Origin of the sequence: Bacillus sp. FSL W8-0770, from assembly GCF_038008705.1 — a bacterium.
In the GTDB taxonomy this organism is placed as follows: domain Bacteria; phylum Bacillota; class Bacilli; order Bacillales; family Bacillaceae_G; genus Bacillus_A; species Bacillus_A cereus.
Genome location: NZ_JBBOZR010000001.1, coordinates 825,996 through 846,392, shown reverse-complemented (window position 1 = coordinate 846,392; position 20,397 = coordinate 825,996). Strand labels below are relative to the sequence as shown.

Genomic DNA, 20,397 nt, shown 5'->3' with positions numbered 1-20,397 from the left:
CTCACTCTTACAAGTTGCTATTTTAGGAGGACTAATCATGACAACTAGCAATACGTACAAATTTTATTTAAACGGAGAATGGAGAGAAAGCTCTTCAGGAGAAACAATCGAAATTCCATCTCCATACTTACACGAAGTAATTGGACAAGTACAAGCAATTACTCGCGGAGAAGTGGATGAAGCAATTGCATCTGCAAAAGAAGCTCAAAAATCATGGGCAGAAGCTTCTCTACAAGATCGCGCAAAATATTTATATAAATGGGCTGATGAGCTCGTAAATATGCAGGATGAAATTGCCGATATCATTATGAAAGAAGTCGGTAAAGGATATAAAGATGCGAAGAAAGAAGTTGTTCGTACAGCTGACTTCATTCGTTACACTATCGAAGAAGCTTTACATATGCACGGAGAAAGCATGATGGGCGATAGCTTCCCGGGCGGTACAAAATCTAAACTTGCGATCATCCAACGCGCACCACTTGGTGTTGTATTAGCAATCGCACCGTTTAACTACCCAGTAAACTTATCTGCTGCAAAACTTGCACCAGCATTAATTATGGGTAACGCTGTTATTTTCAAACCAGCAACTCAAGGTGCAATTAGCGGTATCAAAATGGTTGAAGCACTACATAAAGCTGGCCTTCCAAAAGGTCTTGTAAACGTAGCTACAGGACGCGGTTCTGTAATTGGTGACTACTTAGTAGAACACGAAGGCATCAATATGGTATCGTTCACAGGTGGTACAAACACAGGTAAACATTTAGCGAAAAAAGCTACAATGATTCCACTTGTATTAGAACTTGGCGGGAAAGACCCTGGTATCGTTCGTGAAGATGCTGACTTACAAGATGCTGCAAACCATATCGTAAGCGGTGCATTCTCTTACTCTGGTCAACGTTGTACAGCTATTAAACGTGTACTTGTACACGAAAACGTAGCAGACGAGCTTGTTAGCTTATTAAAAGCGCAAGTAGCTGAACTATCAGTTGGATCTCCAGAACAAGACAGCACAATCGTTCCATTAATTGACGACAAGTCTGCTGACTTCGTTCAAGGTTTAGTTGACGACGCTGTAGAAAAAGGTGCTACAATCGTTATCGGTAACAAACGTGAGCGTAACTTAATTTACCCAACATTAATCGATCACGTAACAGAAGAGATGAAAGTTGCTTGGGAAGAGCCATTTGGCCCAATCCTTCCAATCATCCGTGTTTCTTCAGATGAACAAGCAATTGAAATTGCTAACAAATCAGAGTTCGGTCTGCAAGCAAGTGTCTTCACTAAAGACATTAACAAAGCATTTGCAATTGCTAACAAAATCGAAACTGGTTCTGTACAAATTAACGGACGCACAGAGCGCGGCCCTGACCACTTCCCATTCATCGGTGTAAAAGGTTCAGGTATGGGCGCACAAGGTATTCGTAAGAGCCTTGAGTCTATGACACGTGAAAAAGTAACTGTATTAAACTTAGTTTAATCTTATAAAAAGAAGCTGATCTATTTTTAAATCAGCTTCTTTTCTATATAAATACTTCCGAAAAACGGAGTATTTCGTTCTACTTCCGATTTGGTTTTCCAAATCGAACTAAAACATGCCATAATAATTTTAATTCCTGAAGCACTTCTTCATAAGTTCCACGATCACTCCAAGATAATGGATTGCGTTTCAAATCCACTACAGCAGAGCCAATTATATTTGCATCGATGCAATGATTCCGTGCAATGCGTCTTGCTAAAGATGGCATTTTTGAACCTCTAAAATCCATCGGAACTTCGTCTACCATAAGTACAAAACCGATGTGCCAATACAAATCAATCGCATACTTCAGGCAAATTTCTTCTAAAACTCTTCCTACATCCGTACCCTTAAATGAAGGATCTGCAACAAGCACCTCTACGTCTTCTTTAAGAGAAATCTCTCCATGAATTTGCGCTTCGATATAATGATTAAGATTACGGGCTGGCTCTTTGCTTACTAAATCTATAAACGGCCTTTTCAGGTTAGCTAGTAAATGATTAATTAATATTGTTGGAGTCAAATTTCCTTCACCAATTGCAAAATCTCTTACAAATGTCTCTTCCAAAAGAGCAGCTAAAATCATATCAAACTCCTCATAAGTCCCCTTTTCTTTCGGATCTTGATGTGAATCTAAATACGTATATGTAGAGCGCGAAGAAACTTTTGGAGATAAGAGAAAATAACATGAACCAAAACGCGGAGCCGGCCCATCTGGATGTAACATTAAATTTAGCGCTCCATATTTTGGCCGTTGATCATTTGTTACGCCTTCTAATTGATATGCTCCTCCAAATATTCTCTTTTCCCAAAGGTCACGTTCACCACCAGGGTAAGCAGATACGCTTCCATTAGATAGCAATGTTTCAAACTGACTTTTATATACTCCTTGCTCAAACAATGCTTCAGCAACACTTTTCATATTCGAATCTAGTCTGTCTGGATGAAAGTGTAAAGCAATCCTTGCATGAGATTTTAAATTAGCGACAGCTTCTTCAAATATTTCATCTGTAATATTAGACATTTTAAGTATATGATTAATCGTTGCTTTAGCCCCACGTTTTTCGTTCTCTGCATATTTTGAAATATACTCTAAAGCAAATAATTGAGATTTTAATAATTCCATAATCCAATCTCCCCTTTAATTGAACTGCCCTTAAACACTTCAATTAAAAGCTTATTCTTTCCTTCTTATGAAACGAACCTCATTTATTAAAAAAAGTAATTTACTAAATCTTAATTATGTATACACGCATTTTTCATAGGCAAATGTACATATTCTACAGAAATTTGATACCCTAGCCATCGCTCAGCGATATGTTCAAATGATAAAACAGATCCCGTTGTAAAAAAGCGATGCTTCGGATTCAGATTGTCAGACAAAATTCCTTTGTGCTGTAAAATGGTACTTAACTCTATAGCTGTTTCTTCTGCCGAACTAATAATCGTTATGTCTTCTCCTAGTTCCTTTTTTATATAGGACTCTAAAAGTGGATAATGCGTACATCCAAGAATTAACGTATCTATATCTTCTTTCGTTAATGGAAGTAAAGCTTGTTTCACTTGCTGCGTGACATATGCTGTATCTTCTAATTGATTTTCTACAACTGTGGCTAAAGTCGGGCAAGCATAGCTATGCACTTCCAAATATGTATCCAGCTCGTGTAATGCTTTTTCATACATATTAGATTTTATCGTACCTACAGTTCCAATTACCCCGATTTCCCCTTTCTTTGTAACTTTAATTGCCGCTCTTGCTCCTGGATGTATAACGCCAATAACTGGAATGGAAAGTGCTTCTTGCAGCGCATTCAATGCAGCAGCTGCAGCAGTATTACATGCTACGACTAGCGCTTTTAATGGAAACTGTTTGAGGAACTCAACCATTTCAAATACGAAAGATTGCACCTCCTCTACACTTCTTGGCCCATACGGACAACGCTTATTATCACCAATATAATAAATGCTTTCTTTAGGCAATTGTCTTATAATTTCGCTCGCAACTGTTAATCCCCCAACACCCGAATCTAGCACACCTATTACTGAATGTTTATGACATACAGACATTTACTTCATCCCCTTTTCAATCATCTAGCGCTAATAACATGTATTATATTACGAAAATTCAAATATCAAATAACAATCCCTCTTACTTTTAATCACAAACTCTTCTCTATAATCTGATTATTACTATATCCATTGACGTATAAAAATTCATTTGTTACTCTTAAAGACGTTAATTTAATATTTAAATCCTCATTCGTATCTCGGTGAGGTAGAGGTTGCAATCATTAAGAGTATCATTTCAGGAGATGTAGTGGCATTGATGAAGGAATGAGAAAGGAATGGTTGCCGAAGTAAGTCGTGTCCACCATGCACGCTTGCTGGGTCTGCATTTAATAAGTGCAGAACTGTCACAAACGTTTCGTTTGTGGAGAGCTATCGAGAGGTATGTCGTGGGTTTCTTATAAGATAGAAAGCATGTAGCGGCAGATTACGTGCTTTTTTTGTTTTGTTTGGGACTTCTCTTCCTGACTCAGGAAGACATACATATCTCCTCGCTTGACTTGGTTATACTAACTTTGGAGGTATTTTTCTATGCAACAAAAAAAATGGGGCTTTTGGGTACTAACAGCTTTCGTTGTCGGTAACATGGTTGGCGCTGGTATTTTCATGGTACCAAGTACGTTGGCACAAACAGCAAGCCCACTCGGTGTCACTTTAGCTTGGTTAACTACAGGGTTTGGTGTTTTAATGCTAGCTCTTGTTTTCGGTAATTTAGCAATTCGTCGTCCTGATTTAACGACAGGGCCACAAAGTCATGCATATGCTTTATTCTCAACACCAAAAAAGAAAAAAATGGCTGGCTTCAGTATGGTATGGGGATATTGGGTTGCAAACTGGGCAAGTAACGTTGCCATCATTACATCATTTGCGGGATATTTATCACTCTTCTTCCCAATTATGAAAGATACGCGACTACTATTTTCAATCGGCTCGTTTAACGTAGAAGTCGGAAAACTAATTACATTTACGATTTGTTCCATCTTACTTTGGGGAACTCATATTATATTAACAAACGGTGTAAGCGGAGCTGGAAAACTAAACTTCTTAGCAACAACAACGAAAGTAACTGGATTCCTTTTATTCATCGTCGTTACGTTATTTGCATTCGAAGCTTCTAAGTTTGGACAATGGTACACACCGATGATTGATAAATCAGGTGCATCACATGGTCTTCTTTCACAAGTAAATTTAGCTGCTCTTACAACGCTTTGGGCGTTTATCGGAATTGAATCAGCCGTTCTTTTATCAAACCGTGCTGTTTCTCCAAAAACGGTAAAACGTGCAACAGTTGCGGGATTACTTATTACAGTTGCGATTTACTTAGGAATCACAATTTTAACAATGGGTGTACTTCACGTTGATAAATTACAAGCTTCTGAACGTCCATTAGCAGATGCACTAAATGCTGCAATGGGTCATGGCGGCGGGAAACTGATGGCATTACTTGCTCTTACTTCCCTGTTCGGTTCTATCTTAGGCTGGATTTTATTAAGCTCAGAAGTACCTTATCAAGCAGCAAAAGAAGGTTTCTTCCCTTCCTTCTTCACGAAAACAAATAAAAAAGGAAGTCCAATTTACTCATTACGATTAACAAACATTATGTCGCAAGTATTCCTATTCTCAACATTATCAGGAACCATTGCGGAAGCTTATACATTCGTTATTACCGTATCAACACTGGCCTACCTCATTCCATATCTCGTTTCACCAATCTTCCAGTTAAAACTAGTCGCAACTGGTGAAACATATAAAAATGAAATGCGGGCAAGAATTACAGATGGCATAGTCGCAGTTATCGCACTTTGCTACGCACTATGGGTTATTAAAACTGGCGCATCCGATATAAAAACGTTCCTTCTCGGAATTGGTTTATTCGTAATTGGATTTGCTTTCTATCCATTAATGAATCGTGATCAGAAAAAAAATAACGAAAAGAAAAACGGGCAAGTTGCATAACGCAATTTGCTCGTTTTTTCTTTTGTAAAACATATATAATAGAACAAAGAGGTGAAAAACATGTCAATCGAATCGCTATGGAGCAGTCGCTTCCAACAACATATTCAAAATATCATTACATACTTTGCACGTATGATTAACGGTTTACTATATAGCTTTATCTTTATTTCATGCGTTGGCGCATATTATTATGCTCAGTTTCTAAAAGCATCTCCTTCTAAAGGAATATCTTTAATAATTATAACGATTGTACTTACATTCCTTATAACGAGATGCCCTATCCGTACATTTATTCAAAAACCTGATGCTGTCTATTTACTAGCACTAGAAGAGAAATTAACATCTTATTTCAAAAAATCTCTTCTATACAATTACATCATTCAGCTTTTCCCATTGTTATTTACGTTCCTTATTCTCGTTCCACTTACTATGCAATCATTACAATTAACTGTACCTTTTTTATGTACAATCTTTATCGTGTTAATGATTACGAAAGCCTGGAACATGTACATACATTGGATGTGGCGTGATAGTCACGAAAAAAATATATGGCTGATCATTCGTATTACTTGTAACGCCCTAATCATTTACATGCTGTTTTATTCCGCAAATGTTCTCATATTGGGCGGACTACTCTTACTACTTGCTTTCCTACTTCTATATACGAAAAAACAGCCTACAAAACGAATACCGTGGGATTACATAATTGAGCAAGAAGAAAAAATGAACGTTCGTTTTTATCAATTTGCTAACATTTTCACAGATGTTCCGCAACTGAATAAACAAGTAAATAAAAGAAAATGGCTTACAAATTGGATTGAACCTTTATTACATAAAAAACGAGCAACTTTCTTCTACTTACATACACTAGCATTTTTACGTGGAAATGATTATTTCGGTATATATATTCGCTTAGGATTGATCGGTGCTTTCGCCTTATATTTCATACCAAATATATACGTAAAAGGCGCTATCGCTTACATCGTTTTATATATGATCTCTATGCAGCTTCGTTCACTATGGAAATATTTTTCGGGAAATATTATTGTAGCATTATATCCAATCCATACTGAAGAAAGAATGAAACAATTTCTTAGCTTAATCTTTATATTGCTAAGTATTCAACTCATTGTATTTTCGAGTGTTATACTCATTGCTACAGGTCAATTTTTACATAGCCTTATCATTATGATTGTCGGGTTACTCTGGATCAAATTTATTATTGTACCAAAAACGAAGCAACGCGTTTCTTCGTTTTAACGAAAAGAAATATCTTAAACGCCAAGGAGAAAATAAATTATCCTTGGCTTTTTTATTTTGCTTCCTAAAACAAGAATCACTGAAACAACCGATATTTTATTATTTTTACATACAAAAACGATAATACATGTTTACGACCTAATAAAAAGGGTATCTATTAATTAACAGAGTAAAGGAGGGGCCTATATTGTGAATAAAAAAACGGAACAATTGAAGCATCACGTTACTGACAATCAATGCAAACATGCTTTAACAACAAATCAAGGGGTAAAAATAGCTGAAGATGAATTTTCTTTAAAGATGGGCTTAAGAGGCCCAACCTTAATGGAGGATTTTCACTTTCGTGAGAAAATGACCCATTTTGATCACGAACGAATTCCCGAAAGGATTGTTCATGCACGCGGGGTTGGCGCTCATGGTTATTTTCAGCTTTATGAATCTTTAGAAACATATACGAAAGCAGATTTTCTTACTAATCCTTCAAAGAAAACACCTGTATTTGTACGGTTCTCAACCGTTCAAGGTTCTAAAGGATCCAACGACACAGTAAGAGATGTACGCGGATTCGCCACAAAATTTTATACAGATGAAGGAAACTATGATTTAGTGGGTAATAATATGCCAGTATTCTTTATCCAAGATGCTATTAAATTTCCTGATTTTGTCCATGCAGTTAAACCAGAACCACATAATGATATTCCTCAAGGAGCTAGCGCTCATGATACCTTTTGGGACTTTGTTGCGCATAATCCTGAGTCCACTCATATGGTCATGTGGCAAATGAGCGACCGAGCTATTCCGCGTAGTTTACGAATGATGGAAGGTTTTGGAGTTCACACATTTCGACTCATTAACGCAGAAGGAAAAGCCCATTTCGTAAAGTTTCACTGGAAACCTACCCTTGGGGTTCATTCATTAGTATGGGATGAAGCTCAAAAGATTGCCGGGAAAAATCCTGATTTTCATCGTCAAGATTTATACGAAGCAATTGAAAAAGGGGATTATCCTGAATGGGAGCTTGGATTACAGCTAATTCCAGAAGAAGATGAACATAAATTTGATTTTGATATTTTAGATCCAACGAAATTATGGCCAGAAGAAGAAGTTCCCGTAAAATTAGTTGGTAAAATGACACTGAACAAAAATGTTGATAACTTCTTTGCTGAAACAGAGCAGGTAGCTTTTCACCCTGGTCATGTCGTACCAGGTATTGATTTTTCAAATGACCCTCTTCTGCAAGGAAGATTATTCTCCTATACAGATACACAATTATCTCGTTTAGGGGGCCCTAATTTCCATCAAATTCCTATTAATCAGCCTGTATGTCCTTTTCATAATAATCAACGTGATGGTATGCATCAAATGCAGATTCATCGCGGTCAAACAAGCTATCATCCTAATGGATTAAATAACAATCAACCTGCAACCGTCCAAGCCGAACAAGGAGGATATGAACATTATCAAGAAAAGATTGATGGGCATAAAATTAGAGGTCGCAGTAAAAGCTTTCTTAACTTTTATTCTCAGGCTAAACTTTTCTACAATAGTATGAGCCCTATTGAAAAGCAGCACATAAAAGAAGCTTTTTGCTTTGAAGTTGGGAAGTGTAAATCAGACATGGTGAAGGCAAATGTAATTGCTCTCTTAAACCACGTCGATCGTCAATTAGCACAAGAAGTCGCTAACATTATTGGAGCTCCTTTACCTAAGGAAAATCACGAAGTAAATTCAGATGCAAAATCACCTGCACTAAGTATGTCCAATACTATTTTTAAATCTGATTCCAAAAATGTTTCAATTCTATTAAATGGTGACCCAAGCGTCTCACTTCTGTCCGAATGGATTCAAGCTTTTGTACAACACCGAATTAACTATAGTCTCATAGATAATAAAATTTATCAGTTCAATGATTCCATTAAAGTAACTGATACTTATACAACAACAGACTCCTCCCTTTTTGATGCAGTATTAGTGTTTAGTAGTGAGTCTGTCATTCAACCTCCTGTTTTAGAATTTGCAGAAACTACTTTTAAACATTTTAAACCGATAGCTCATGTCCTTAGTAATCCTCATGCTTTGGACCATAGTAAGATTAAACTGGATGGAGCAGGAGTTTACAACTTAACAAATACTTCAATTGAATCATTTATAGAAGGCATTGCCAAAGGAAGATTCTGGAACCGATAATATAATATAAGGAGCGGATTAGAATGAGTAAAAAAATTGCTATTTTAATAACGGATTACTTCGAGGATACAGAATACACAGAGCCAGTAGAAGCTTTTAAACAAAAGGGATATGAATTCACAACTATTGAAATGGAAAAAGGGAAAACGGTACACGGTAAGCAAGGAAAAAGTGAAGTCGTGATTGATAAAAGTATTGATGATGTTTCTCCAGAGAACTTTGATGCCCTCTTCATACCGGGTGGATTTTCTCCAGATATACTTCGTGCCGATGAACGTTTTGTTCGCTTTAGTAAAGCATTTATGGATGCGGAAAAACCTGTTTTCGCTATTTGTCACGGACCTCAGCTACTCATCACTGCACAAACACTTGAAGGACGCGATGTAACTGGATATAAATCTATTGAAGTCGATTTAAAAAATGCCGGCGGGAACTTTCATGACAAAGAGGTTGTCGTATGTCAAAATCAGCTAGTAACAAGTAGACAACCGGAAGACATCCCGGCGTTTATTGAAGAATCGTTGCGTATATTGGGATAACTACTTTGGTTAACTAACCTCCTTTTATTTACATGAAAATAATGAATCAGTGGGGTTTTATTCATCCCCCCACTGATTCATTAGCCCTCACCAACTGGTCGTTTACAGGAAAACCGACCACCACAAATAGCAAGATAAATAAAAAGAGGGGAATCCAAAAGTTCAGTTTTAATAATCTTTTGGATTCCCCCCTTTTCTCGCCCAAAAATTCCTTATCACTTTTCATAGGCATTTCTCATATAGTGAAAATGACTATATAATTCCTATCCATAAGTTAAATAATGATTTCGCACATATATAAATACAAAAGATGGGAGCCCTATTTATGAATAACAATCCACCTTCAACTCCCCAAGACAACTCCGAAAACAATAGCCGTGATATTACACTGCAAACATTAAGGGTCATCGGACTCGTCATCCTTATTAGTGGTTATATCCTCGTTGCGCTCTCTGAAGTAGGTGAGCTGAAAGTCTTATTAACAAACCCAAATAGCAATCCTGATTTAGCTGAAGTTGATCCGTTTTAAAAGCCATATGAAAAGCGATTTCTAGCATCGCTTTTCATATCGTTTTATCCAATCTGAGAAACCTCCCCCTCATACTTCTCTTTCCCTATCGCCTTCATAAATAATAAAATACTGCTCATACCAACGATAAAGTACAGAGCACTCATACCCCAAGATGCAATAAATGAACCTAGCATAACACCTAATGCCCCGTTCATTTTTGCAACTTGAAAGACCATTCCGTTAATCGCCATATATGAACCTCTCGCCTCATTTGGCACCATATCTGCCATAATAGATTGACGCACTGGCACATACATCATCTCGCCTACCGTTTGGAAAAGCCCTGCAATTAATAAAATCCATAAGCTATTGCTCGTTCCGAGTATTGCAAATCCAATCGTGTAAATAAATAAGCCTACATATAAAATTTTCAAATCGTTGAAGCTTTTCAGCATTTTAATAAGAAGTGCTGAACATAACACAACTAAAATTGTATTCTCTGCAGAAATCCAGCTCAACATGCGAATCCCTGTTAAATCAAACGTAAAACCATTCCCGAATAAAAAGTGCACCGTTTCAAATTCCTTCTGCAAGCGAACACCTAAATAATTATTAATTTGAAACTCTAACGATAATGTACATATACTCGCTGCACAAAAAATTAAAAATGCTTTATCTTTCATCACGACTTTATAACTATCTGCCATATCTTTTAATACATTTTTCTTCTCCATCGTTTTTCGTGCTACATACACTTCTTCCATATACACAGCCATCACATATAAAGTCATAATGGCAACAAGCGTTAATACGATAAACAATTGTAATCTATAGTTTTCAAATAGTAATCCACCAAATATCGCTCCAATTGCAATGGATAAGTTAATAGCCCAGTAATTAATGCTGTACATCACTTTTCGATTTTCAGGTGTACTCACATCAATTAACATCGCCTCTGTCGCAGGATTCATAAGTCCAGACCCTAAACTATTCACTAACATAAACACAAATGTTAGCCATGGTGAGTCAACGTAATCCGAATTCGCAACTCCCATACAAGCAATGGAAATGACTTGTATACTTTGACCGATAATCATAACCTTTTTACGCCCAAGCCGGTCTCCAACATATCCACCGTATAAACCAATTACTAATGAAGCTATGACATTAATAAGTAGTAACGCACCAGCAATCGCACTACCTAACTTTACGGAAAAATAAATCGCCATAAATGGAAAAATCATCGTAGACACAGTACGTGTTAAAAACGATGTTATAATTCTAATTTTTATATTTCGATGCATACTCCAAAATCCCATTGTTTCCCCTCCTTATGCTTACTTATTTTACTTTGAAAAAAAGGAAGAAAAAGGTTAGAATATTCTAAAGAGTTTCCCCTTTTATGATAGAAGGAAGTGTATATATGAAAATTATGGACTATTACATTAGACTAAGACTACATGCACAAGATCAACAACATATGCGAAATAGCTTACAAGAATTAGCGGATGTTTTATATTGCAGTACGAAAAACGTAAAGATTTTATTAAAGAAAATGAGCGAGGAGCAATTAATTAGCTGGACTCCAGGGCGAGGCCGCGGAAATAAAACGGAAATTCTATTTATACATAATTTCGTAGAAGCGATTGAGTCCTATACAGATGAACTGTTAGCCCAAGAAAAATTAAAAGATATCTTTCTTCTTTTAAAAGAACCCCTCCCCCTCGCACTTCAAAAAAAGATAGAAAATAAACTACATCATCATTTTGGATACGAACCCTCAAATGATATGTACGACGTATTAAAGATTCCTATATCGAGAAAGATATTCCCATTAGATCCAGCTTTTGTGGCTGTAACTACAGAGAGTCATCTTACGAGTCAAATTTTTGATACGTTAGTTGTCTATAACGATGTTACTGAAAAAATGGAGCCTCACATTGCGCATACATGGGAATTAAGTGAAGATGGACTTACGTGGACCTTTTATTTACGAAAAGATATATATTTTCACAATGAATCAATTTTAACTTCTAAAGATGTACAGTTTTCATTTGAAAGACTAAAGCAAGTTCAATCCCCTTTCGAATGGTTAACAGAAGAAATTGTTCAAATTGAAACACCATCACCACTGCAAATTCGATTCCATTTAGCAAAACCAAATTTATTTTTCTTACACTATGTAAGTTCAATGCAGCTCGCAATTTTACCGCGTGATACGAGTATTCAAAATCATCATTATATAGGTACTGGACCTTTCAAACTTGCTCATTACTCTGAAGATAATATCGTACTCGAAGCGTTCACCCATTATTTTAAAGAGCGCGCATTATTAGACCGTATTGAATTTTGGGGTATTCCTGACCATGTGCAAATAGATGCTGATTATGAACTACCAAACGAAGAGGAAAATGAAAGGCATGATATACAAATAGAAGAAATAGGTTGTATTTATGCTAGCTTCAACTTTACAAAACCTGGTCCTCATCACGACATTTACTTTCGAAAAGCTTGGAGAGAACTATATGATGTTGAAATGATACTTCGTAACATAGAGGGTAGACGGACAATTGCTGCATCAAGCTTTTTCCCTGATAGAAGCCGCCTTGCAACAAGAAGATCCTACTCTTTAGAAAAGGCAAAAGAGTATTTGAAAAAGAGTACATATAATGGAGAAACGATACATATTTACTTCTTCGCATTTAAAGATAGTGCAAATGATGCATATTTCTTAAAAGAACGATGTGCAAGTTTAGGTATACAAGTAGAGCTTCACCCATTTCCCGTTTCAGATTATATGAATCGCTCTATTGATAAACATGCTGATATTATTTTCATGGGAGAAGTATTTGCTGCCAATCATGAAATTGCATTCTTAAATGTATTTAAAAATAAAAGTTGCTTCGTAAATCGGTTCATGGACCCGCACTACGAAAAACAAATTAACTGTTTACTAGATACATTTTTATTAGAAGAAAATAAAGAAAAGCGCTATGAACTCATGTATGAGATTGAAGAGTTTTTACAAGCAGAACACATCATTTTATTTAACTATCACGTTCTAAAAAGAAAAACATACCCTTCTTCTTTAAAAAACGTAACAATTGATTCATTCGGTTGGGCAAATTTTGCGAAGTTATGGATACAGCCATCCATGTCTTAAAATGTGAGTCATTAAAAAAGGAGAAGGTACTACATCCTTAGCAGTACCTTCTTCACATACTATTATTTAATTACTCCATCTAAGTGATCTTTCAAGTTCAATAAATACTTCTCTATATCCGGATTCTTCACCACATCATAACAAGCAAAACTCTTTAACGGACTCATACTGAGAAACTTTTGCACGCGGTGTAAATGACTAAGCGCTGATTCTAAACTTTCTCCTTCAAAGAACTTCTTCTTATCTCCAAATGCTTTTTCAGGTGCATTCCAAGTTGTAGAGAACATATACTCTTTCTCTTTTAATAAACCACCTGTTCCATATTCATCTGCACCTTTAAAGAACAAACCGTATTCATATACTTCATCCATATACGTTTTAAATAAGCCCGGTACACTAAACCAGTAAATTGGTGTTTGATAAATAACAACATCGGCCCATAAAAATTTATCTTGTTCTTCTTTAATATTGTAACCATCTTGAATCGTTGTTGTTTTCACATGATGATTCTCGCCTAATACAGTAACCATATAATCTACTAACGTTTTATTTAATCGTCCTTCCTTTGTACCGTATTTTTCATGTCCATTTATAATAAATATATTTTTCATCGTTTTTCTCTCCCCTATATGATCTACTCTTCAGCTATTAAGCCGAGTTGCTGCTGTAGTGTAAGATTATCTTCTAAATGCCAATCGTCTGTTATCTTTCCGTCTTTCACATGTAAAATATCAATTGCAAAAAAATTAATTTTCTTACCATTATGCGTTCCTGTAAAAGAAAGACGGGCCGTTACTTTATCACCAACAACTAATAAGTCTTCAATCTCGCAATGTATATCAGGCACAACTTTACGAAAATTTTGCGCTGCAAACTTTAATCCTTCAATGCCTTGTGGTCGCCCTTTCGGCAATGTATTATCGAAGAAATCTTTAGTAACAGTCTGCGGAATAAGTTCCTCCTTACCTGTATCCCAAAATGCATAAAAACGCTGCGCCGCATGAACCATTTCTGTCGCTTCTTTTTTACTTAGTGAGGGATCAATTGTCATTGCTTTTGGCTTTGGCATTTCTTTTAATAACTGAACTTCAGTTTTTTGTTCCACACCACATGCTACAAGCACAATACAAATAACAAACAAACTAAGAAATCCAAGTAACTTTTTTATCCCCATGGAAATCACCACCTCCTTATATAAATCCTTTTTGTTTCGTATTGCTATTGTATATGCACTAACTTCCTTTATGGAAGTAGTGATATTTTTTTCATATAGTTACCAAAAGTATAGTTTTGTGATACTATAAAGCAAATTCATCTAAAAAAATTTTATGGAGGCTAGTTCCATGAGCAATATAGATCCAGTTGAATTAACGAAAGGTTTACCGGGCATACCTTGTCCTATCGCTAAAACACTTGATGTAATTAGTACAAAATGGACATTTTTAATCATTCGTGATCTTCTTATCGAAGGAACATTACGCTTTAGTGATTTACAAAAATCAATGGATGGGATTAGTCCAAAAACATTATCGCTTCGACTAAAGGAATTAGAATCTCAAGGCATTATAACGAGAAAAGTATATCCAGAAGTTCCGCCTCGTGTAGAGTACACATTAACGGATAAAGGAAAGCAATTAGAGGGGATTTTTATTGAATTAAAACGGTTTGGATTAAGCTTATAAAACAAAAAAGCCTTACCGTTAAAGTGAAGTGAACCCGAATAGTGGTACATGAAAAAATAAGAGTTCATTACCCCGAAGAAGTAAAGTGGAAAGTGATTGAAATGAAAAAGGATGGGTATTCCAATTGGACCATTATAGAGAAACTCGGAATTAAAAATGTTTCCCAAATTAAGATATAGATGAAATGGTATCGTACAGATCAAACGTATCAGTTTCAACAACCTGTAGGAAAACAATATTCTTATGGAAAAAGACCAAAAGAGCTCAGTGAATTAGAATAGCTACGTATAGAAAATAAACACCTAAAAACAAAATTACTTGTATGGGGAAATTATCTAGAAATCGAAAGGGGCTGAAATCAGAAACTGTAGTTACTTTATGGAAAAATGTACAAACAAAAATAACAGTAAAAGAATTGCGTAACGTATTAGAATTACCCCTTCCACATTTTATCGCTCATTACAACGAACGAAAGATCTGAAAGATGATATAGGGGTACAGGCACATCGCCATCAAGCTAACAGAACAGCTTGTCCCTAAATGAAAATTTTGTAGCTTTTTTAGCACGGAAGTTCATTATTATCGTTTTTTATGTTTCTTAACTTGATAGAGGTGTGGTGGGTCCCTTTTTTAGAAGTAAATACTTCTAACACCTTGTAGTATTTGAAGATCAATTTTATCTGCTTTTGTCCTTTGAATTATAAAATCTAATCCATTTTTAGTATTGTCCGCATATTTAGGCATTGCTTCAAGTGTATCTGTCAATGGTTTGGTGAAATCGTCCCAATGTATTGGAATAACAAGCTTCGGTTGTACTTTTCGTACAGCTTGCTCGTAATACATATTTTGGAAATTTCTTTCCTGCTTTCCTAATCCCCCTATTCCTAAGAACAGGACATCAGCTCGAATATCATCTAATACACCTTCTATATAGTTAGCACTTGGTTTAACAAGAAAAGTTTTATTATTATACGTAATCAAGTAATCATATGAAGAGTCTTCATGATAATCTAGGGCTTTAGCTGGTTGTTTAAGTGGCTTTTTTATTTTTTCTCCTTCATCAAAGGTTGGTGAATGTTTCGCTGGAAGGACAGTAACAGTAAAATCACCAAACTTCATACCCTTATTTACTTCATATACAGACATCTGGTTCTTATTTATATCACCACTAATACCTATGTTAGTTGCTGACTCTGAACCATATACATGTGTTCCAGTTCGTTTAGCTATATAAGCTAAATCAAACGCATGATCATAATGTGTATGTGCAATAAATAATCCCTTAAGTTTATTATTATCAGCCCCTATTTGATTAAAAATTTTATCCACAGTATCTTCATCTGTTTTTATATTGCTGAACAATATTTTGGGTAAGGATGGCCTAGAAATAAAACCATCAATCATTAATTGCGTATTTCCATCATCAAATAGTAAAGATGATGTTCCTAAGAATGTGACCTTTACCTCACCGTGATTCAATACTTTTTGTGTTGTTTTTGGAGCATAATATGCCTTGTATTGTTGAATATCTGCTGAAGGTGTTAAAAACTTATAATAAACGAAAATAGAAGCGATTAGTACTAGTACTAATAATCCTATAAAAAACACGCTTAATTTTTTTCTTAATTTATATTTCAAAAAACATTCTCCTTTCTAGACAAAAGATATTATTATTTGACTGTGCTAAATCCTCCTACTTGAGGTTACCACAAAGTATCTATAAAAATTAAAAAACGCCATCCTTTCCTACGATTCTACAGAAAGAATAGCTTATTTTTTCATTTTAGGAGGAATTTTGTTTTCTTAGCTTGATAGCGATGTGGCGGTACCCCATATAGAAAAAACCGATTCCCTACACGTTAAGGGTATCGGCTTTTGTTCATTTCATTATTCTTTAGAACTTGATAGGTTGTATTTCCTAATTTTATTACGCAATATCAAAAGAATTTATTATTTATACACAATTCTAAAATACGAATTAACAGTTAATATATAATATCCAAAATAGATTATGCAATATGCAATAGAACTAATGGAAATAGGAATCATAATACTGTATATAGGCATGTTGTTTATTATTGGTAAAGCAAATAAGCTATGAGTAAGTCCGACTATTATAGGTGAAATAAAACTAAAGCTAACTTGGTTAGAAATTGACTTTCTTACTTCTTTTTTCGTAACACCTATCTTACGAAGAACCTCATAGTATTTCTGATTAGCATGTGCTTCAGATAGTTGTTTATAATAAATAATAGAACCCGTTGCTAGTACAAATATAATTCCTAAAAAGCTTCCAATAAATAATGTAACTCCATACAGTTGCATAAAATCTTCATTTGTTTCAGATTGCCCTACATAATATCCTGATACAACTGTACTAACAGCCGTTAAAGCTGTGGCACTTAAGATAGCAATAGTCGCAAGTAATTTGGCATTTCCTTTTACTCGATATAACAACTGTGAAATATTTAGTATATTCATACCGTTAAAATAGATATTGCTCTTACTTTTAATTTTCTTTAATACAATAACTGTATAAGACGTGAATAGACAGTAGGTTGCAAGAACAATCGCAATCAAAATACATAACGGGATTATTTTAGGATCCATTAGCGGACGCATAGGGTCCTCAGGGTTCTGCACAAATTTTACGACTTCGCGAAAAAAGAATGCTAAAACATAACCAAAGCCAATTAAAATAAGACCTATATATGCCAAATATTTAGATCCTTTTGGCATACTCTCTCCTTTATGATTCGCTTGGAACATTTCAATTAATGGAAATTGATAAATTAAGCGCGAGTTTTTCCAAGCTGTATATAATAGAATCGATAAAAAAACAATAATTGTGTCTATTATGGCCTTTATAGATAACTCGAACGTAATTGGCACATTTAATTTCATCAAACTCATTAGAAGTTCTAAAAATAACTTAAAACTTATACTGCCAATCAATATCCCAACTATTAAAGCTACGCCCCCCATTATTAATGTTTCACAAAATAACATCGTACCAATTTGTTTTTTAGTAATACCTAGTAAAGAATATAACCCTATCTCTTTTTTACGTTTTCTTATAAAAAAATTAGTAGAGTAAATAATAAATATGGCTATAAAAATAATGAGTATCACTTTTGAAGACTGAAGAACACTATTAATCATTACATTATTAAGCATTTCTTTTTTTATTTGCGTACTATATCGAAGTGACGCGAATATAAAATAAATCAGCATACTCGAAGCTAAAGATACAAAATAAAGTATATACTCCTTAAAATTTCGCCTTATATTTCGTTGAACGATTTCAATTAAAGTCATTTATTTTAACCTCCTAAAAACTATTTCTACAAAATATACATTGTTTTAATCACACATTATGTTATAAATGGCCATATTAGATAAGATCATCAGCCTTATCTTCAGAAATGGAAGACATTACATCAATGACTTGTTGGAAGAATTGCTTACGTGTTAATTCTCCACGGTGTAATTCTTTATATAATTCACCATCTTTAATCATAATCACTCGTTTACAATAACTTGCCGCAAACGCATCATGCGTTACCATTAATATGGTTGAGTTATCATATTCATTTAATGACTTCATACTTTCTAATAAATCCGTTGCTGATTTAGAGTCAAGCGCCCCAGTTGGCTCATCCCCAAAAATCATACTCGGATTCGTAACCATGGCACGTGATGCTGCGCAGCGTTGTTTCTGTCCCCCAGATACTTGATATGGGTATTGACTTAAGATATGATCCATGCCAAACTTCTTAGAGATTTCAAGAACAAGCCGATCAATTTCACTAACCTTCACCTTTGATAAAGCGAGAGGCAATGCGATATTTTCTTTGACCGTTAACGTATCTAATAAGTTATAATCTTGAAAAATAAAACCTAAATGATTGCGCCGAAATAATGCCAACGTATCATCACTCATTTTTACAATATCTTTTCCATCTATTAAAATCTCACCACTCGTCACATGATCAATTGTTGAAAGAACATTTAATAGAGTTGTCTTACCTGAACCAGAAGGGCCCATAATCCCAACAAATTCTCCTTCTTGTACTTGTAAGTTAATCCCTTTTAACGCTTCAAATGTATTTCCACCTGTGTCATATACTTTTTTAATATTTTTTGCTTCTAGCACTGTTTTCATTTTATATTCCTCTCTCCTCTTAGTATTTACAGCCAAGAAATCTATATAAAATTAGAGTTAAGATTGTTTAGATTTTTGCTTATACCATGAAAATCCTTATTTCCAAAAAGAGTAAATACCCATATGGGTATTTACTCTTTTCTAGAATATCTTATCTTTCACCTACAACTATTATTCATATCGTAGACAATCAATTGGGTCTAGTTTAGCTGCTTTATTTGCTGGAAGTATACCAGAGACAATGCCAATCAATATAGATATTCCAACAGATAGTAGACCTAGATTTACTGAAATAACAAGTGGCCATCCACCTACGATTGCCGATACCCAAGCAAAGAAAATACCTAACACAAAACCAATTACTCCACCTAATGCTGTTAAAATACAAGCTTCAATAAGAAATTGCATTAATATTTCCCTTCTCGTTGCACCAAGTGCTTTTCGAACACCTATTTCACGTGTGCGCTCTGTAACAGATACAAGCATGATATTCATCACACCAATACCACCTACGATTAAAGAGATTCCAGCAACACCAGTGAATACCATTTTCATCGTATCTAATGATTCTTCTACGACCAAATCGTTTTTTGTCTCATCCTCTACTGTAAATAGATGCTCAAATTCTGGTGGTTTCAATCCATTTAATACAGATACAGCTTGTTTCCCTACAATTTCTCGCTCGCTAGAAGAAGATAACTTAATGGTCACTGCATTATATTCCTCAACACCTGAGATCAACGGTGCATTGTCAACCGAGGTATATCCTGCATACACATTTGATTGCCATATATTATCATATTTGTACACCCCGACAATATTATATGGTTTTCCTTTTATATCTATATATAAATCATTTTCCCATGTATCATATAGTTTTTTAAATAGAGCTTCACTGATAATCAAAACAGGAATTGGTTTTTCCAGCTCAGTCTCTGTTAACTCACGCCCATGTATCATTCGTAGTTTGTGATCCTGCATAAAATTACCTGTTCCCACATTTAAATTAAGAGAAGCTTCTTTTGAACCTACATATGCTTTTACGTCCATATTCACATGTGGGTACACATCCTTTACACCTGGTATTACTTCTAATTGCTTTACCATATCTGGTGTAATCTTCGCTATTTCCAGCGGAAAATCTGGGTTGATATACTCTATATTAATTTCATCCATATGGCGGCTCTCTTCAATCTCTTTTTGCATCTTTGCAGTATTTCCATCCCCCGTTGCGAGAATTGTAATAATCGCACTGATTCCAATAATAATTCCCAGCATCGTTAAAATAGATCTCATTTTATGGGCAAAGATAGAAGAGATAGCCATACGTATATTTTCATGTATATTCAAT

18 protein-coding genes, 1 pseudogene and 1 riboswitch are annotated in these 20,397 nt (G+C 35.1%); of the genes and pseudogenes, 9 read left to right on the top strand and 10 right to left on the bottom strand.

Features of this window, described 5'->3' with window-relative positions; translation table 11 throughout:
• The first annotated feature begins 37 nt into the window (after positions 1 to 37).
• Positions 38 to 1,477: an NADP-dependent glyceraldehyde-3-phosphate dehydrogenase gene (gapN, locus tag NST27_RS04405; RefSeq protein ID WP_000213639.1), complete on the top strand. Its 1,440-nt coding sequence runs from the start codon at positions 38 to 40 to the stop codon at positions 1,475 to 1,477.
• A 79-nt stretch (positions 1,478 to 1,556) separates the two neighbouring features.
• Here gapN and NST27_RS04400 read toward each other — a convergent pair whose 3' ends face one another.
• Both NST27_RS04400 and racE read right to left on the bottom strand, forming a co-directional pair.
• The gene (locus NST27_RS04400) at positions 1,557 to 2,642 is read right to left on the bottom strand and encodes a DUF3626 domain-containing protein (RefSeq protein ID WP_000421722.1); all 1,086 of its coding nucleotides are present in this window, start codon (positions 2,640 to 2,642) and stop codon (positions 1,557 to 1,559) included.
• Between the two features lie 110 nt (positions 2,643 to 2,752).
• Positions 2,753 to 3,583 (bottom strand): glutamate racemase, encoded by an 831-nt coding sequence (gene racE / locus NST27_RS04395; protein WP_000109670.1) that lies wholly within the window; start codon positions 3,581 to 3,583, stop codon positions 2,753 to 2,755.
• Between the two features lie 201 nt (positions 3,584 to 3,784).
• A riboswitch (Lysine riboswitch) is annotated at positions 3,785 to 3,966 on the top strand.
• A 148-nt stretch (positions 3,967 to 4,114) separates the two neighbouring features.
• On the opposite strand from racE, the gene NST27_RS04390 reads away from it, so the two are divergent.
• The 4 genes from NST27_RS04390 (at position 4,115) to NST27_RS04375 (ending at position 9,525) form a co-directional block, all read left to right on the top strand.
• Positions 4,115 to 5,539, top strand: coding sequence for an amino acid permease (locus NST27_RS04390; RefSeq protein ID WP_001186301.1), 1,425 nt, complete (start codon positions 4,115 to 4,117; stop codon positions 5,537 to 5,539).
• A 60-nt stretch (positions 5,540 to 5,599) separates the two neighbouring features.
• A complete protein-coding gene (locus NST27_RS04385; protein ID WP_000021377.1) occupies positions 5,600 to 6,799 on the top strand; it encodes an ABC transporter permease in 1,200 nt (399 codons plus the stop codon).
• A 189-nt stretch (positions 6,800 to 6,988) separates the two neighbouring features.
• Positions 6,989 to 8,986, top strand: coding sequence for a catalase (locus tag NST27_RS04380; protein ID WP_047385665.1), 1,998 nt, complete (start codon positions 6,989 to 6,991; stop codon positions 8,984 to 8,986).
• Positions 8,987 to 9,009: 23 nt separating this feature from the next.
• Positions 9,010 to 9,525, top strand: coding sequence for a type 1 glutamine amidotransferase domain-containing protein (locus tag NST27_RS04375; protein WP_000037532.1), 516 nt, complete (start codon positions 9,010 to 9,012; stop codon positions 9,523 to 9,525).
• A 61-nt stretch (positions 9,526 to 9,586) separates the two neighbouring features.
• Here NST27_RS04375 and NST27_RS04370 read toward each other — a convergent pair whose 3' ends face one another.
• A complete protein-coding gene (locus NST27_RS04370; RefSeq protein ID WP_163115714.1) occupies positions 9,587 to 9,751 on the bottom strand; it encodes a hypothetical protein in 165 nt (54 codons plus the stop codon).
• Between the two features lie 99 nt (positions 9,752 to 9,850).
• Here NST27_RS04370 and NST27_RS04365 point away from each other — a divergent pair, with 99 nt between their 5' ends.
• Positions 9,851 to 10,054, top strand: coding sequence for a hypothetical protein (locus NST27_RS04365; RefSeq protein ID WP_001063870.1), 204 nt, complete (start codon positions 9,851 to 9,853; stop codon positions 10,052 to 10,054).
• A gap of 44 nt (positions 10,055 to 10,098) precedes the next feature.
• On the opposite strand, the gene NST27_RS04360 is transcribed toward NST27_RS04365, so the two are convergent.
• Positions 10,099 to 11,355 carry an MDR family MFS transporter gene (locus NST27_RS04360; protein ID WP_000508237.1) on the bottom strand — a complete coding sequence of 419 codons (1,257 nt, stop codon included), beginning with the start codon at positions 11,353 to 11,355 and terminating at the stop codon, positions 10,099 to 10,101.
• 83 nt (positions 11,356 to 11,438) lie between these two features.
• On the opposite strand from NST27_RS04360, the gene NST27_RS04355 reads away from it, so the two are divergent.
• Positions 11,439 to 13,199, top strand: a complete 1,761-nt coding sequence (locus NST27_RS04355; protein ID WP_000569519.1) for an SgrR family transcriptional regulator — start codon at positions 11,439 to 11,441, stop codon at positions 13,197 to 13,199.
• Positions 13,200 to 13,261: 62 nt separating this feature from the next.
• Here the strand turns inward: NST27_RS04355 and NST27_RS04350 are convergent, their stop codons facing one another.
• Together NST27_RS04350 and NST27_RS04345 are read right to left on the bottom strand one after the other, a co-directional pair.
• Positions 13,262 to 13,810 (bottom strand): NAD(P)H-dependent oxidoreductase, encoded by a 549-nt coding sequence (locus NST27_RS04350; protein ID WP_000789177.1) that lies wholly within the window; start codon positions 13,808 to 13,810, stop codon positions 13,262 to 13,264.
• A 23-nt stretch (positions 13,811 to 13,833) separates the two neighbouring features.
• Positions 13,834 to 14,373 carry an ester cyclase gene (locus NST27_RS04345; protein WP_000511572.1) on the bottom strand — a complete coding sequence of 180 codons (540 nt, stop codon included), beginning with the start codon at positions 14,371 to 14,373 and terminating at the stop codon, positions 13,834 to 13,836.
• 169 nt (positions 14,374 to 14,542) lie between these two features.
• Between NST27_RS04345 and NST27_RS04340 the strand changes: the two genes are divergently transcribed.
• Both NST27_RS04340 and NST27_RS04335 read left to right on the top strand, forming a co-directional pair.
• Positions 14,543 to 14,881: a winged helix-turn-helix transcriptional regulator gene (locus NST27_RS04340; protein ID WP_000065115.1), complete on the top strand. Its 339-nt coding sequence runs from the start codon at positions 14,543 to 14,545 to the stop codon at positions 14,879 to 14,881.
• Between the two features lie 101 nt (positions 14,882 to 14,982).
• Positions 14,983 to 15,373, top strand: a pseudogene (locus NST27_RS04335) (IS3-like element ISBt2 family transposase); the annotation flags it as partial.
• 138 nt (positions 15,374 to 15,511) lie between these two features.
• Here NST27_RS04335 and NST27_RS04330 read toward each other — a convergent pair.
• The 4 genes from NST27_RS04330 to NST27_RS04315 all read right to left on the bottom strand — a co-directional run bounded on the left by NST27_RS04330 (position 15,512) and on the right by NST27_RS04315 (position 20,396).
• Complete coding sequence (locus NST27_RS04330) at positions 15,512 to 16,519, bottom strand: MBL fold metallo-hydrolase (protein WP_047385663.1); 1,008 nt, start codon at positions 16,517 to 16,519, stop codon at positions 15,512 to 15,514.
• A gap of 312 nt (positions 16,520 to 16,831) precedes the next feature.
• Entirely contained in the window at positions 16,832 to 18,199 is a 1,368-nt protein-coding gene (locus NST27_RS04325; protein ID WP_000172531.1) for an FtsX-like permease family protein, read from the bottom strand.
• A gap of 76 nt (positions 18,200 to 18,275) precedes the next feature.
• On the bottom strand, positions 18,276 to 19,046 hold the full coding sequence (locus tag NST27_RS04320) for an ABC transporter ATP-binding protein (RefSeq protein WP_000859668.1): 771 nt from the start codon (positions 19,044 to 19,046) through the stop codon (positions 18,276 to 18,278).
• A 171-nt stretch (positions 19,047 to 19,217) separates the two neighbouring features.
• Complete coding sequence (locus tag NST27_RS04315; RefSeq protein WP_001020777.1) at positions 19,218 to 20,396, bottom strand: ABC transporter permease; 1,179 nt, start codon at positions 20,394 to 20,396, stop codon at positions 19,218 to 19,220.
• Position 20,397 lies beyond the last annotated feature (1 nt).

Excerpts from the sequence above, each read along its gene's own strand:
- gapN (WP_000213639.1), top strand. The coding sequence starts at position 38 with ATGACAACTAGCAATACGTACAAATTTTATTTAAACGGAGAATGGAGA.
- NST27_RS04400 (WP_000421722.1), bottom strand. The coding sequence starts at position 2,642 with ATGGAATTATTAAAATCTCAATTATTTGCTTTAGAGTATATTTCAAAA.
- racE (WP_000109670.1), bottom strand. The coding sequence starts at position 3,583 with ATGTCTGTATGTCATAAACATTCAGTAATAGGTGTGCTAGATTCGGGT.
- NST27_RS04390 (WP_001186301.1), top strand. The coding sequence starts at position 4,115 with ATGCAACAAAAAAAATGGGGCTTTTGGGTACTAACAGCTTTCGTTGTC.
- NST27_RS04385 (WP_000021377.1), top strand. The coding sequence starts at position 5,600 with ATGTCAATCGAATCGCTATGGAGCAGTCGCTTCCAACAACATATTCAA.
- NST27_RS04375 (WP_000037532.1), top strand. The coding sequence starts at position 9,010 with ATGAGTAAAAAAATTGCTATTTTAATAACGGATTACTTCGAGGATACA.
- NST27_RS04370 (WP_163115714.1), bottom strand. The coding sequence starts at position 9,751 with ATGAAAAGTGATAAGGAATTTTTGGGCGAGAAAAGGGGGGAATCCAAA.
- NST27_RS04365 (WP_001063870.1), top strand. The coding sequence starts at position 9,851 with ATGAATAACAATCCACCTTCAACTCCCCAAGACAACTCCGAAAACAAT.
- NST27_RS04360 (WP_000508237.1), bottom strand. The coding sequence starts at position 11,355 with ATGGGATTTTGGAGTATGCATCGAAATATAAAAATTAGAATTATAACA.
- NST27_RS04355 (WP_000569519.1), top strand. The coding sequence starts at position 11,439 with ATGATAGAAGGAAGTGTATATATGAAAATTATGGACTATTACATTAGA.
- NST27_RS04350 (WP_000789177.1), bottom strand. The coding sequence starts at position 13,810 with ATGAAAAATATATTTATTATAAATGGACATGAAAAATACGGTACAAAG.
- NST27_RS04345 (WP_000511572.1), bottom strand. The coding sequence starts at position 14,373 with ATGGGGATAAAAAAGTTACTTGGATTTCTTAGTTTGTTTGTTATTTGT.
- NST27_RS04340 (WP_000065115.1), top strand. The coding sequence starts at position 14,543 with ATGAGCAATATAGATCCAGTTGAATTAACGAAAGGTTTACCGGGCATA.
- NST27_RS04325 (WP_000172531.1), bottom strand. The coding sequence starts at position 18,199 with ATGACTTTAATTGAAATCGTTCAACGAAATATAAGGCGAAATTTTAAG.
- NST27_RS04320 (WP_000859668.1), bottom strand. The coding sequence starts at position 19,046 with ATGAAAACAGTGCTAGAAGCAAAAAATATTAAAAAAGTATATGACACA.